The following is a 14,424-nucleotide window of genomic DNA, read 5'->3' on the forward strand; positions in this document are numbered from 1 at the left end:
TCGAAGCTGGTGGACGAAGTCAGCCCACCGGCCTGAAGCCGTGCAAGTCGAAGACGAGGGCGTGGCGCGGCCTCAGTGTTGGACTCGCGATGTGGCGATAGCGGCGACGCCTCAGCGCAGCGGCAGGCTGAGCGTGGCGCGCAATCCGTGCGGCGTGCGGTTGGCCAGGAGCAGCCGGCCGCCGTGGGCTTCGGCGATGCGCTCGCCGATCGCCAGGCCCAGGCCGGCGCCGCCGGTCGCGCGGCTGCGTGAGCTCTCCAGGCGCTTGAACGGGGTGGTGATGCCGGCCAGCTGGTCCTCCGGGATGCCGGGGCCTGCGTCGTCGATGTGCAGGTCGATCCGGTCGGCGTGGGCTTCGATGCTAAGGCGCGCGCTGCCGGCGAAGCGCAGCGCATTGTCGAGCAGGTTGTCGATCGCGCGGTGCAGGGTGGTGGGGTCGGCCTGGAGGCGCGTGTCCCGGTTCGTCGGGACGAAGGCGACGTCCTGACCCAGCGAGACCCGGTCTACCGCGATGCCCGCGACCAGGGCGTCGAGATCGACCGGCCGCAGCCGCGCCGGCTGCGCCTGGGCATGCGCGTAGGCGAGCATCTGCTCGATCATGGCGGCCATGCGGTCCAGGTCGCCGATCATGCGCTGGCGGTCGGCGCCGGGGACGAGCTCGGCGCGGATGCGCAGGCCGGTCAGCGGCGTGCGCAGGTCGTGGGCGACGGCGGCGAAGGCCTGCAGGCGTTCGCCGGCATGCCGGGCCAGGCGGGCGTGCATGGCGTTCATCGCCTCGCCGACCGCGCGCAGCTCCGGGGGGCCGTCGAGCGGGAAGCCCGCGCCACTGTCCAGGTCGCTGATCGCCGCCGCCCGCGCCAGGCGCTGGATCGGCCGGGAGAGCCGCCTGGCCGCGAACCAAACAGGCAGCGCCAGCAGCGCCATCGCCACGCCGAACGCCGCCGTCATCCGCAGCCGCCAGCCCGCCAGCCGCTGGTCGATGGGCGTCAGCGTGCGCCAGCGTCCGTCGCTGCCCTGGATCGCCGCGGTGAAGGCGGGCAGCGAGGTGTCCATGCCGACCCGCGCATCGGCGTCGTAGCGCATCTGGAAGCCGCGCGCGTCGCTGTCCACCAGCAGGGTGCGGTCGCCGACCAGGACCACGCTCTGCCCGTTGCCGCTGGCCTTGCCCGCGCCCGCCGCGTCCAGCCAGCACGCCCGTACGCGCCCCGGCTGGGTGCGCGTGGCCTGCGCCAGCGTCGCCTCCACCGGCGCGACGCGGGGACAGCCGGGCGGCGCAGCACGCGGCTCGATCCTGAAGCGGCCGCCGTGCTGCCCGTCGAGGGCGGCCGCGGCCTCGCGCACGCTCATGCGGATGGGCGCGGGCGTGGGCGTGGCCAGGACGATGCCGAAGCACAGGGCGAAGGCCAGGGCCAGGGTGACCAGCGCCAGCGCCGCCACCTGCACCAGGATGGGGGGCGGCCTCATCTCCGCGTCACCGGCGCTCGGAAGCGATAGCCGAGGCTGCGCACGGTCTCGATCAGCGCAGCGCCCCCGGCCGCGGCCAGGCGCCGTCGCAGGCGGCTGACGGCCAGGTCGATCGCGCGGTCGAACGGCCCTTCCGCTGCCTCGTGGGTCAGGTCCAGCAGCCGGTCGCGGCTGAGCACGCGGCTGGGATGACGGACGAAGGCCAGCAGCATCCGGGATTCCCCGGCGGTCAGTGCGAGCGTCGCGCCGTCGGGCGTGGTCAGGCGATGGGCGTCGGCCTCGAACACCCATCCGGAGAACAGATAGGGACTGGTCGGCGGAGCGGCGCGCGGCGCCTGCCGGCGCAGGATGGCGCGCACCCGGGCCAGCAGTTCGCGCGGATCGAAGGGCTTGCCGAGGTAGTCGAATGCGCCGACCTCCAGGCCGACGACGCGGTCGGTCACCTCGACCAGCGCGCTGAGCAGCAGGACCGGCGGGCCGTCCTGGCTCAGGCGCCGACAGATCGACAGCCCGTCCTCGCCCGGCAGCATGATGTCCAGGATCACCAGGTCGGCCGGCTGGTGATGCAGCAGCGCGTCCAGGCCGGCGGCATCGTCGGTGCCGCGCACCTCGAAGCCATGCCGGCCCAGGTAGGCGACGATGGCCTCGCGCACGCTGTCGTCGTCCTCGACCACGACGATCCGGTTGTCCTTGCCTGCCATGCGCCTTTCATAGAACCCAGACGTATCGGGATTGTGTCGCCATCGGCGCTGGCGATACAGGCCGGGCATCGAGGCGATACGGCGCGGCGCTGGAATGGCGGCCTCGTCCACTTCCCTGGAGTCACCGATGCATCTGCGTGCGATGTGCCGTTCTCTTTGCTGGCTGGGCGTTGGCGGCGTTGGCGCCGTCTTCCCCGCACAGGCGTTGCCGATCACCGCGGACGGTCATGACGATCCGGCAGCGACCGCCGCGGCGGCCATCGCCGAATACCGGGTGCTGTGCCAGCGCGACCATGCGCGGCTGTGGGGCCAGAGCCTGTGCGGCCCGATCATGCTGGTCGAGCGCGACACGCGCACGCTGTTCGTGGACCGCGACGTGCCCGGGCAGGGCCTGCAGCGGCGGCGCGGCGTGTTCGTGGGCCAGTTGCCGGCGGACATCGGCATCGCCAACACCGCGACCGAATGGGCCGGGCAGCGCTGGACGATGCTGCAGCTGCCGCTCCCGCAGGACCGGCAGGCCCGCGCCGAACTGCTGATGCACGAGGCGTTCCATCGCATCCAGCCCGCGCGCCTGCCACCGCCCGTCGCGCCGCTGCCCGAGCACCTGGACCAGTTCGACGGGCGCGTCGGTCTGCGGCTGGAATGGCGCGCGCTGGCGCAGGCGCTGCGCAGCCGCGGCGCGCAGCGCCAGGCGGCCATCGCCGATGCGCTGGCGTTTCGCGCCTGGCGGCGGCAACGCTTCCAGGACGCGGCCGTGCGCGAGAACGCGCTGGAGATCAACGAGGGGCTGGCCGAATACACCGGCCGCCGCCTCGGCGACGCGGACGATCCCGCCGTGTCGGCCATCGCCACGCTGGAGGACTACGACCAGCGGCGCGGCTATGTGCGCAGCTTCGCCTATGCGTCCGGGCCGGCCTATGGCCTGCTGCTGGACGCGCTGGCGCCGGGCTGGCGCCAGGGCCTGCGGCCCGACAGCGATCTGGGAACCCTGCTGCAGCACGCCGCCGGCGACCCGCCGCTGCCCGATCCCGCCGTGGCCGGCCGGCGCTACGGTGAGGAGGCGATCCGCCGCGAGGAAACCACGATCCGCGAGGCGCACGACCAGCAGACTGCCCAGTGGCGCGCGCAGCTGGTGGACGGCCCGCTGCTGCGGCTGCCGCTGGTGCACATGAGCATCGAGTTCGACCCGCGCACCGTGTTCCCCCTGCCGCCGCAGGGCACGGTCTATCCGCACGCGATCATCCGCGACGACTGGGGCACGCTGACGGTCGAGCGCGGCGTGCTGCTCGCCGGCGACTGGAAGTCCGCGACGGTGGCCGGACCGGCCAGCGCGGTGGACGGCCGCAACCAGGGGCCGGGCTGGACGCTGGAGCTGGCGGCGGACTGGGTGCTGGCCGACGGCGCGGTGCGTCGTCGATCCGAGGCGCAGCAGCCGGCGCCGGCTAGACCCAGCCGGTGAGGTAATACGCGGCGATTACCACGAACACCGCCAGCGTCTTGACCAGGGTGATGGCGAACACGTCCTTGTAGGACTGGCGGTGGCTCAGGCCGGTGACCGCCAGCAGGGTGATCACCGCGCCGTTGTGCGGCAGGGTGTCCATGCCGCCGGAGGCCATCGCGGCCACGCGGTGCAGCACCTCCATCGGGATGCCGGCCGCCTGCGCGTTGGCGATGAAGCTGTCGGCCATTGCCGCCAGGGCGATGCTCATGCCGCCGCTGGCCGAGCCGGTGATGCCGGCCAGCGCGGTGACCGAGACGGCCTCGTTGACCAGCGGGTTGGGGATCGCGCCCAGCCCGTGGGCCACCAACAGGAAGCCCGGCAGCGCCGCGATCACCGCGCCGAAGCCGTATTCGGATGCGGTGTTCATCGAGGCCAGCAGCGCGCCGCCGATCGCCGAGCGGGTGCCCTCGGCGAAGCTGGCCAGCACCGGCCTCCAAGCGAAGGCGATCACGCAGGCGATGCCGCACAGCAGCGCGGCCTGCACGGCCCAGATCGCGGCGACCTTGGAGACCTCCTGCACCACCGGCGCCGGGTTGCCGATCACCGCCGGCACGAACGAGGCGCTGCTGCCGTACCACTGCGGGATCCAGCGGGTGAAGGCGAAGTTGGCCACGCCCACCACCAGCAGCGGCAGGATCGCCAGCAGGGGGTGGGCCAGGCGATCGCCCCTGAAGGGTTCGGGTTCGTTGCGCAGTTCGCCGCCGTAACCCTCGCCGGCGCGTGCGGCGGCGCGGCGGCGCCATTCCAGATAGCTCATGCCCAGCACCAGGATGAACACCGCGCCGAGGGTGCCCAGCACAGGCGCGGCCCAGGCCGTGGTGCCGAAGAACGCGGTGGGGATGATGTTCTGGATCTGCGGCGTGCCGGGCAGCGCGTCCATGGTGAAGGTGAAGGCGCCCAGCGCGATGGTGCCGGGGATCAGCCGCTTGGGGATGTCGCTCTGGCGGAACAGCTCGGCGGCGAAGGGATACACGGCGAACACCACCACGAACAACGACACCCCGCCGTAGGTCAGCAGCGCGCACACCAGCACGATCGACAGCATCGCCCGCTGCGCGCCGACCACGCGGATGGTGGCCGCCACGATCGACTTGGAGAAGCCGGAGATCTCGATCAGCTTGCCGAACACCGCGCCCAGCAGGAACACCGGAAAGTACAGCTTGAGGAAACCGACCATCTTCTCCATGAACAGGCCGGTGAACATCGGCGCCACCAGCGAGGCGTCGGTGAGCAGCACCGCGCCGAGCGCGGCCACCGGTGCGAACAGGATGACGCTGTAGCCGCGGTAGGCCACGAACATCAGAAGGCACAGCGCGGCCAGCACGATCAGGAACGACATGGCACCACTCTCCAGCCGCCAGGACACGGCTTGCGCGGGGCGAGTATCGGCAGCGGCCGCATGGACGCGCTCCTGTACCAAGGTACAAGTGATGGCCCTGCGGCCGGTGCCTAGAGTTGCGCCCAACTTGCGGCGATCCCGCCGCGAGGTCGTACCCGGGGAGGAGGGGAATGACCATGAAGCGCAAGCACCTGTGCCTGGCGATCGCCGGCTTGTTGATGTCGCCGGCCAGCGGCGCCTGGGCCCAGCAAACCGAACCTGGCCAGGCGAGCGAGGGCGCCAAGGCCACCACGCTCGATGCGGTCACCGTCACCGCGCGCAAGCGCGAGGAGACCCTGCAGGAAGTACCGGTGGCGGTGACCGCCTTCACCCCGCAGGCGCTGGACAAGCTCAACATCCAGGACATCGGCGATCTCGATGCGCAGGTGCCCAACCTGACCATCTATGCCGCACGCGGTTCCACCAGCACCGCGACCGTGTACATCCGCGGCGTGGGTCAGGCCGATCCGCTGTGGGGCGTGGATCCAGGCGTGGGCATCTACCTGGACGATGTCTACATCGCCCGACCGCAGGGCGCGCTGCTGGACGTGTTCGACGTCGGCCGCATCGAGGTGCTGCGCGGCCCGCAGGGCACGCTGTACGGCAAGAACACCATCGGCGGCGCCATCAAGTACATCAGCCGCGAGCTGCCCAAGCAGCTGGACGGCTACGCCCAGCTGACCGTGGGGCAACTACGACCAGCTCGACTTCAAGGGCGGCATCGGCGGCCCGATCGGCGGCAGCGAGGCGCTGCGCGCGCGGCTGTCGGTGGCCAGCATGAACCGCGACGGCTTCGGCAAGAACCTGGTCAACGATCAGGAGGTCAGCGACAAGGAGATCAACGCCGCGCGCTTCCAGCTGGGCGCCTTCGCCAACGAGCAGTTCGATGCGCAGTTCGCGGTGGACTGGCTGGACGACCAGTCCGGCGTGCGCGGCGCCAAGCTGCTCAAGGCCAATCCGCTGGCGCCGGCCTATCCGCCGCTGTCCAGCCGCTACGACATCCGCAGCGGCATGCCCAACGTCAACGGCACCACGGTCAAGGGCGCCTCGGCGACGCTCAACTGGCGGCCCAGCGCCGACTGGGCGGTCAAGTACGTGATCGCCAAGCGCGAGTCGGATACCGATACCAATATCGACTTCGACGAGACTCCGCTGAAGCTGGTCGACGTGCATGCCGACTATTACGACCAGCAGGTCAGCCACGAGCTGCAGGCCAACTACGATGGCGGCGGCCGCGCGCGTGGGGTCATGGGCCTGTACTACTTCGACGGCGAGGCCGGTGGCCAGGTCCGCAACTACTTCTCCAATCCCTACCTGCCCAGGTCGCTGACCAATCCGCTGTTCGGCGACACCCAGGGCAAGGTGCTGACCAAGAGCGTGGCGCTGTATGCGGACTGGACCTTCGATCTGACCGACAAGCTCAAGCTGGACGTCGGCGCGCGCTACACCGACGAGGACAAGCACGCCATCGCCCTCAACCGCTTCTACACCAGCGACAGCTACACCACCTCCTGGGGCACGGCGGCCAACTTCGACAAGACGGTCAACTTCAAGAATGTCTCGCCCAAGCTGTCGGTCGATTACCAGTTCACGCCCGACCTGATGGCTTACGTGTCGGCCTCGCGCGGCTTCAAGTCCGGCGGCTACAACATCCGCGCCAACACCACCGCGGTGCCGCGCTCGGGCCAGCCCTTCGACGACGAGCAGGTGGACAGCTACGAGATCGGCAGCAAGATGGGGCTGCTGGACGGCCGCGCCTTCCTCAACCTGGCTTACTTCTACAACAAGTACAAGGATATCCAGCTCTCGGTCTTCACCCAGTACCAGTTGCCCAACGGCAGCTATAGCTTCTTCGGCGACTTCACCAACGCCGGCAAGGGCACGGTGCAGGGCGTGGAGGTGGAGTACCAGTTCCTGCCGACCCGGCACTGGCTGATCAGCGGCAACCTGGCCTGGCTGGATGCCAAGTACGACGAGTTCATGAGCGGCGGCGTCAACATCGCCAAGACCCAGTACTTCACCAACGCGCCCAAGTACTCCGGTGCGCTGAACGTGGAGTGGCGCACCGATCTGGCCGGCGGCGGCAACCTGTCCGCGCGCGCCACCTACAGCTACCAGAGCGAGGTCTGGCCCACCACCGACCTGTCCAAGGAGATCCGCCAGGATGGTTACGGCCTGCTGTCGGCCGGCGTGATCTGGAAGCTCGACGACGCCTGGAGCCTGTCGCTGCAGGGCACCAACCTGACCGACAAGGCCTACCGCACCACCGGCTACAACATCGCCGCCTACGGCGTGCTGACCGGCTTCTACGGCGCACCCCGCCAGGTGCAGGCCAGCGTGCGCTACGACTTCTGACCGCTACGTGGTCAGGGTCGAACGACGGGCCCGGCGCAAGCCGGGCCTCGTCCATCCGGGGCAGGGCGCTGGCGGTATGCTCGCCCGATGGGGAGGCAGGACACATCGCAGGCGCGCGCCGCAAGGCGCTGGTGCGGGCAGGGTGCGTCGGCTGAGCGGTGCCCATGCGCCTGGGTGAGGCGCCCATGCTGAGCATGTGGATGGTCGCGCTGGCCGGGCTGGCGTGGCTGGCGCTGATGTTCGGCACCGCACTCTATGGAGAGCGCCATCCGGCGGTGCTGGCGCGGCGCTGGCGCCACGTCTACGCGCTGTCGCTGGCGGTGCATTGCACCTCGTGGACGTTCTACGGCACGGTGACCCAGGCCGCGCGCTACGGTTGGCCGCTGCCGCCGACCTTCCTCGGGGCGATCCTGCTGTACGCGCTGGCGGTGGCCTTCATGGTGCGCCTGGTGCGGCTGGCGCGCGAGACCAATGCCACCTCGCTGGCCGATCTGATCGCCACCCGCCTGGGCAAGGATGCGTGGCTGGCGGCGATCGTGACCGGCGTGGCCGTGCTCGGGCTGGTGCCCTACGTGGCCCTGCAACTGCGCGCGGTGACGATGAGCGTGTCCACGCTCACCGGCAATGTGGCCCATGCCGACCAGGTGCCCGCGCCGCTGCGCGACGGTGCCCTGTACGTAGCGCTGGCGATGGCGGTGTTCGCGATGCTGTTCGGCACGCGCCGGGCGAATGCGGCCGAGCACAACCGCGGGCTGGTGCTGGCGATGGCGTTCGAGTCGCTGTTCAAGCTGGCGGCGATGCTGGCCCTGGGCGCATTCGTCTGGCTGGGGCTGGACGTGGACTGGGCGCGCGCGGCCAGCGCCGCACCGGTGCCGGCCGCCGATGGCTTCGTGCCGCTGGTGCTGCTGGGCGCGCTGGCCATGTTCATCCTGCCGCACCAGTTCCATGTGGCGGTGGTCGAATGCCGCGACGAGCGCGACGTGGCCACCGCGCGCTGGCTGTTCCCGCTGTACCTGCTGCTGATCGCGCTGCCGGCGCTGCCGCTGGCGCGCGCCGGCAGCCTGCTGCTGGGCGGGCATGTGCCCTCGGACATGTACGCGCTGGCGCTGCCGTTCGCGGCCGGGCATGCGGGCCTGGGGCTGTTCGCCTTCCTGGGCGGGCTGAGCGCGGCGACCGGCATGGTGGTGATCAGCACGCTGACCTTGAGCCTGATGATCGGCAACCACTGGTTCGCGCCCGGCCTGCTGCGCGGAGCCTGGCTGCGCGGGCAGGGCGAGGATCGCCGCGGCGAACTGCTGACCCTGCGCCGGGTGGGCATCGTGGCGATCATGCTGCTGGCCTGGGCCTACAACCGGCTGATCGGCGGCAACGACGCGTTGGCCGACGTGGGCGCGGTGTCCTTCTCCGCGCTGGCCACCCTGGTGCCGGCGCTGTGCTTCGCGGTATGGCGCCCGCAGACGCCGCCGCGGGCGGCGCTGCTGGGCCTGCTGGCGGCGTTCGCCACGTGGGCTTGGGTGATGCTGGTGCCGATGCTGTGGCCGGTGGACGCGCCGCTCTGGCGGCATGTGCCGCGCGTGCTCACTCCGGCCGGGCTGTTCGGCCTGACCGGCTGGAGCGCGCTGGGCCGCGCGGTCGGCGCCAGCCTGTTCCTGGGCGCGCTGGTCACGCTGGCGGCGACCGGCTGGCGCCAGGCGCCGCGCGGCAGCGCGCGCCGGCTGGACCGCGCCGCGCTGCGCGAGGCCGGGCGGCGCTTTCTCGGCCACGAGCGCATCGAACACCTGCTCGCCGGCGCGCCCGACGCCGGGCCAGTGCCGCTGGCCACCGAGCAGCGCATCGAACGCGAGCTCTCCGCGGTGCTGGGCTCGGCCTCCACGCGCCTGCTGCTCAACGCCGCGCGCAGCCAGGCCGGCGAGCTGGATACCGTGGCGGCCATCGTCGGCGAGGCCTCGGCCGACCTGCGCTTCAACCAGCAGGTGCTGGAGGCGGCGCTGCGCAACATGAGCCAGGGCATCAGCGTGGTCGATCGCGAACAGCGGCTGGTGGCCTGGAACCCGCGCTATGCGCAGCTGTTCGGCTTCCCGCCGGAGCTGCTCCAGGTCGGCCGGCCGATCGCCGATCTCACCGCCTGGGCCTTGCAGCGCATGCCCCACCGCAACAGCGCCGAGCATGCGCTGGACCGGCGTCTGGCGTTCATGCGCGCCGGCACCGCGCACCTGACCGAGCGCGTGTTCCCCGACGGCACCATCGTCGAGATCCGCGGCAACCCGATGCCCGGCGGCGGCTTCGTGGCCACCTACACCGATGTGACCGACTCGCGCCGCGCCGAGGCCGGGCTCAAGCGCGCCAACGAGACCCTGGAGCAGCGCGTGGCCGAGCGCACCGCGCTGCTGGAGCGCGCCAAGGCCGAGGCCGAGCATGCCAACGATGCCAAGAGCCGCTTCCTGGCCGCCATCGGCCACGACCTGATGCAGCCGCTGCACGCCGCGCAGCTGTTCACCGACGCACTGGCCCAGCGCACGCCCGCGCAGGACCACGACACGCTGCGCCAGTTGGCCGGCTCGCTGGAGTCCACCCACGACCTGCTCAGTGGCCTGCTGGACATGTCGCGGCTGGAGGCTGGCGGTCTGGTGCCGGCGCCGCGCGATTTCCCGCTGTCCGAACTGCTCGATCCGCTGGCCGCGCAGGTGCGCGCGATGGCGGCCGAGAAGGGCCTGCGCTTCGGCTATGTGCCCAGCCGCGCCTGGGTGCGCAGCGACCCGCAGATGCTGCGTCGGATCGTGCAGAACTTCCTGGTCAACGCGGTGCGCTACACCGCGCGCGGCGGGGTGCTGCTAGGCACGCGCCGCGTCGGCGCGCGGCTGCGCATCGTGGTGTACGACAGCGGGCCGGGCATCGCGCCGGAGCAGCAGCGGCTGATCTTCGAGGAGTTCCGGCGCGGCCAGGACGCCGGCGGCCAGGGCCTGGGGCTGGGCCTGGCCATCGCCGAACGCATCGCCGGGCTGCTGGATACGCCGCTCTCGCTGCGCAGCGCGCCGGGCCGGGGCACCGCCTTCGGCGTCGAACTTGTGCGTCTGCCGGCGCCGCGCGCCGCACGCGCCGCGGCGCGCGGACAGGGCGCCCTGCCGCTGGCCGGCCTGCGCGTGCTGGCGGTGGACAACGACGAGGGCGCGCTGGCCGCCCTGGCGGCGTTGCTGCAGGGCTGGGGCTGCGAGGTGGCCACCGCCGCCGACGAGGCGCAGGCGCGTGCGGCGCTGGCGCATGCGCCAGCCGCGCTGTGGCTGTTCGACTATCACCTGGATCGGGGCGACACCGGTGTGGCCCTGCATGCGCGCCTGTCCGAGGCCTTCGGCGCGCGCCCGTGCGTGCTGCTCTCGGCCGACGCCTCCGGCGCGGTGCGCGACGCCGCGCGCGCGGCCGACCTGCCGCTGCTGGCCAAGCCGCTGCGGCCGCTGGCGCTGAAGTCCGTGCTCGACCGGCTGCTGGCCGCGCGCGCGGGTTGAACACCGCGGCGCCGGTGCGGGCGCGATTACAATGGGCGTTTGACCGCCACGCCCTCGCCATGCCCTATACCCCGATCACCGGAACGCTCGGCTACGTGCTTTCGCCCGACGGCACGCAGGTGCTGATGATCCACCGCAACGCGCGGCCCGAGGACGAACACCTGGGCAAGTACAACGGGCTGGGCGGCAAGCTGGAGAACGACGAGGACATCGCCGCCGGCATGGTGCGCGAGATCGCCGAGGAGGCCGGCATCGAATGCACGGCGATGGAGCTGCGCGGCACCATCAGCTGGCCCGGCTTCGGCCGCAATGGCGAGGACTGGCTGTGCTTCATCTTCCTCATCACCGCCTGGACCGGTACGCCGCTGACCTCCAACCCGGAGGGCACGCTGGAGTGGGCGCCGATCGAGCGCCTGGGCGAGCTGCCCATGTGGGAGGGCGACCGCCACTTCCTGCCGCTGGTGTTCGATGGCGACCCGAGGCCGTTCCACGGCGTGATGCCGTATCGCAACGGGCGCATGGTGTCGTGGAGCTTCAGCCGCTTCTGAAGCGGGCGGTGCGCCCGGCGGCGGAGGTGGTTGAAGCGTCGTGCTAGCGGCTGAGGGGGGAGGGGTGCTCTTCGTGGGGAAGTCAAAAGCAAAAGCACCCCCTCCCAGCCTCCCCCTTCGCTGCGCGGAAGGGGAGGGGCGGTATTCCGCCTTCGTGGAGGCGGCGGTGTGATCAGCTTGGTCGGCGGCGCTTGGCTGGCGCCGCTCAGCCTTCGAGCTGGCGCGCGGGGTCGGTGAGTTCCAGCTCGCGCAGGATCACTCCAGCCTGGGTGCGGTTGCGCACGCCCAGGCGCTCGAAGATCGAAGATACGTGCGCCTTGACCGTGCGCTCCTGCACGTCCAGGCGGTCGGCGATCTGCTTGTTGAGCAGCCCCTGGGCGACATAGCCCAGCACGCGGAACTGCTGCGGCGACAGGCTGGCCAGGCGCGCGGCCAGCGCCGTGTCGTGTGCGGAGGATTGCGCCCGCGTCACCGCCGTGCGCAGCGAAGGCGGCAGCCACTGTTCGCAGGCCAGTACGCAGCGGATGGCCTCGCGCAGTTCCTCCAGCCCGGCGCTCTTGGGCAGGTAGCCGGCCGCGCCGTGGTCCAGCGCGCGCCGCACGACGCGCGGGTCGTCGTTGGCCGAGACCACGACCACCGCCACCGCCGGGAACTGTGCGCGGATCGCCGCCAGCCCGGCCAGGCCGTGGTTGCCGGGCATGTGCAGGTCCAGCAGCACCAGATCGATCTCCGGATGCGCCTCCAGCGCCTGCAGCACCGCGTCGAGCGAATCGGCTTCCAGCATCTCCAGGGCGGCCACCGCATCGGCCGCCGCGCCGCGCAACGCGGCGCGGAACAGGGGATGGTCGTCGGCGATCAGCAGGGTGGGCATGGCGGCGGCGGTCGGTGGGTGACGAGGGCTAACGTTAGCAAGCCGCGTCCGCCGGCGGCTGGTACCAAAGTACGATGCGGCCGGCCTGCAGCCGCAGGTAGCGTGGCGCCATGCATGGAACCCGATCCGCCAGCCGCCTGTCGGCATTGCTCTTATCCGGCGCGCTTGCCGCGTGCGCCACGCCGCAGGCCCGCCCGCACGCGGAGGCCGGCGTGACCGGCGCCCCGCAGGTCACGGTGCACCGCAACGGCGATGATCTGCTGACCGCCGGCCTCGGGCTGGCCGGGCTGCAGGCTCCGACGCCGCCGGCCTTCGCCAGGCCCGACGCGCCCACGCAGGCCGAACTGCGCAGGCGTGCGATCTGGTCCAACTGGCGCGGCATCGCCGATCTCTCGCCCACCGGCGGCTACGGCACGCTCTACGGCAGCGTGGCGCGCGTGCCGGGCCGCGAGTATGCCGCGCTGGCCACGGTGCCCGGCGCGCGCCAACCGCATCGCGTGCTGGTCCAGGTACCGGACGCGTTCGATCAGCGGCGGCGCTGCGTGGTGGTGGCGCCGTCGTCGGGCTCGCGCGGGGTGTATGGCGCCATCGCCGTGGGCGGCGCCTGGGCACTGCCGCGCGGCTGCGCGGTGGCCTATACGGACAAGGGCACCGGTACCGACTATTTCGATCTGGATGCCGGGCGCGGCTTTGCGCTGGACGGCAGCTCGGCCGCGCCGGGCGAACAGGCGTTGGCCTTCGCTCCCCAGCCCGCGGCCGGGGCGGGCGGCGTGGCGTTCAAGCACGCGCATTCGCAGGACAACCCGGAAGCCGACTGGGGCCGGCACGTGCAGCAGGCCGCGCGCTTCGCGCTGCAGGCGCTGGATGCGGCCTTCCCGCAGGCGGCGCCGTTCACTGCGGACAATACGCGTGTGATCGCGGTCGGCATCTCCAACGGCGGCGGCGCGGTGCTGCGCGCGGCCGAGCTGGACGACGCGCTCATCGATGCCGTCGTCGCCGGCGAACCCAACGTCTACGTCGAAGGCGCACCCGGCGCGCGTGCGCTGTACGACTTCGCCAGCGAGGCGGCGTTGCTGATGCCTTGCGCCTTGCTCGACCTGCCGCCGGCGGCGCTGCCACAGCCGCCGCTGCGCGCCCAGGTCGAACCGCTGTGGACCGCGCGCTGCGCCGCGCTCCAGGCGCAGGGGCTGGTCGAGGGCGCCACGCCTGCGGCGCAGGCCGCCTCGGCCCACGCGCAGCTGCGGGCCAGCGGCTGGAGCGAAGCGGCGTTGGCCTCCGGCGCGGCCAGCGTGGGTTTCGACCTGTGGCGCGCGATCCTGGCGACCTACGCCTCGGCCTACGGCCGCTATGCGCCGGGCGAGCACCCGTGCGGCTATCGCTGGTCGGCGCAGAACGCGGACCTCTCCCCGCGCGCGGCCACGGCCGTCGAACGCGCGGCGTGGTGGTCCGACGCCAGCGGCATCCCGCCCGGCAACGGCGTGGGCCTGATCGATGCCAGGCTGGCCGCGCCCGATCCGACGCTGCCGGGACTGCTGTGCCTGCGCGCGCTGTGGGACGGGCTGGGCCCGGACGCCCAACGCGTGCGCGCCGGCATCGCCGGCACCCATGCCGGACTGCCGCGGGCCGGGCTGCCGGTGCTGGTGGTGCATGGCACCGACGACGGCCTGATCCCGCCGGCGTTCACCAGCGCGCCCTATGTCGCCGCCGCACGCGCGGCCGGCCGGCCGGTGCGCTACTGGCAGGTGCGCAACGGCGAGCACTTCGACGCCTTCCTCGCCCTGCCGGCGTACGGCGCGCGCTACACGCCGATGCTGCCGCACGTCTATGCCGCACTGGATCGCGTGGCCGATGTGCTCGATGGCAAGGCCGCGCTGCCGGCCGATGCGACGATCGAGGCGCGCGGCCGCGGCACCGGTGCGGTGGAGGCCGCGCAGTTCGGCGCGGCGGTGAAGTAAGGAAGCTGGCAGCAGCCGTGATCCACGCGAAAGCGGGTTCAGCGCCTTGGCCATTCAAGAACGAAGGTCAACGGGCCTGGCCTTCGCGGGGCGACGGCGCTGGTGCGGCAAGAGGGGCTTCAACCAGGTTGCGTGACGCGCATCGCCCGCC

The 14,424-nt window shown here is 72.0% G+C and carries 8 protein-coding genes and 1 pseudogene; 5 read left to right on the forward strand and 4 right to left on the reverse strand.

Going from position 1 to position 14,424, the window contains the following annotated elements; genetic code table 11:
* Nucleotides 1–111: 111 nt before the first annotated feature.
* Together QE438_RS03725 and QE438_RS03730 are read right to left on the reverse strand one after the other, a co-directional pair.
* On the reverse strand, nt 112–1,464 hold the full coding sequence (locus QE438_RS03725; RefSeq protein ID WP_306992474.1) for a HAMP domain-containing sensor histidine kinase: 1,353 nt from the start codon (nt 1,462–1,464) through the stop codon (nt 112–114).
* Nucleotides 1,461–2,165, reverse strand: coding sequence for a response regulator (locus QE438_RS03730; protein ID WP_306992472.1), 705 nt, complete (start codon nt 2,163–2,165; stop codon nt 1,461–1,463). Before QE438_RS03730 ends, QE438_RS03725 begins: the two co-directional genes overlap by 4 nt.
* A gap of 205 nt (nt 2,166–2,370) precedes the next feature.
* Between QE438_RS03730 and QE438_RS03735 the strand changes: the two genes are divergently transcribed.
* Complete coding sequence (locus tag QE438_RS03735) at nt 2,371–3,624, forward strand: hypothetical protein (protein ID WP_307184023.1); 1,254 nt, start codon at nt 2,371–2,373, stop codon at nt 3,622–3,624.
* On the opposite strand, the gene QE438_RS03740 is transcribed toward QE438_RS03735, so the two are convergent.
* Entirely contained in the window at nt 3,608–5,005 is a 1,398-nt protein-coding gene (locus tag QE438_RS03740; protein WP_306992467.1) for a GntP family permease, read from the reverse strand. The genes QE438_RS03735 and QE438_RS03740 overlap by 17 nt on opposite strands.
* Before the next feature lie 176 nt (nt 5,006–5,181).
* Here QE438_RS03740 and QE438_RS03745 point away from each other — a divergent pair.
* From QE438_RS03745 to QE438_RS03755, 3 genes and pseudogenes are all read left to right on the forward strand, one after another.
* Nucleotides 5,182–7,399: pseudogene (locus QE438_RS03745) on the forward strand (TonB-dependent receptor).
* Between the two features lie 185 nt (nt 7,400–7,584).
* Nucleotides 7,585–10,899 (forward strand): PAS-domain containing protein, encoded by a 3,315-nt coding sequence (locus QE438_RS03750; RefSeq protein ID WP_307184150.1) that lies wholly within the window; start codon nt 7,585–7,587, stop codon nt 10,897–10,899.
* Nucleotides 10,900–10,958: 59 nt separating this feature from the next.
* Entirely contained in the window at nt 10,959–11,447 is a 489-nt protein-coding gene (locus QE438_RS03755; protein ID WP_130519463.1) for an 8-oxo-dGTP diphosphatase, read from the forward strand.
* Between the two features lie 205 nt (nt 11,448–11,652).
* Here the strand turns inward: QE438_RS03755 and QE438_RS03760 are convergent, their stop codons facing one another.
* Nucleotides 11,653–12,318 carry a response regulator transcription factor gene (locus tag QE438_RS03760; RefSeq protein ID WP_306992461.1) on the reverse strand — a complete coding sequence of 222 codons (666 nt, stop codon included), beginning with the start codon at nt 12,316–12,318 and terminating at the stop codon, nt 11,653–11,655.
* A 212-nt stretch (nt 12,319–12,530) separates the two neighbouring features.
* On the opposite strand from QE438_RS03760, the gene QE438_RS03765 reads away from it, so the two are divergent.
* On the forward strand, nt 12,531–14,273 hold the full coding sequence (locus QE438_RS03765; protein ID WP_307184022.1) for a 3-hydroxybutyrate oligomer hydrolase family protein: 1,743 nt from the start codon (nt 12,531–12,533) through the stop codon (nt 14,271–14,273).
* Nucleotides 14,274–14,424 lie beyond the last annotated feature (151 nt).

The organism is Pseudoxanthomonas sp. SORGH_AS_0997 (assembly GCF_031453535.1).
GTDB classification, from domain to species: Bacteria; Pseudomonadota; Gammaproteobacteria; order Xanthomonadales; family Xanthomonadaceae; genus Pseudoxanthomonas_A; species Pseudoxanthomonas_A winnipegensis.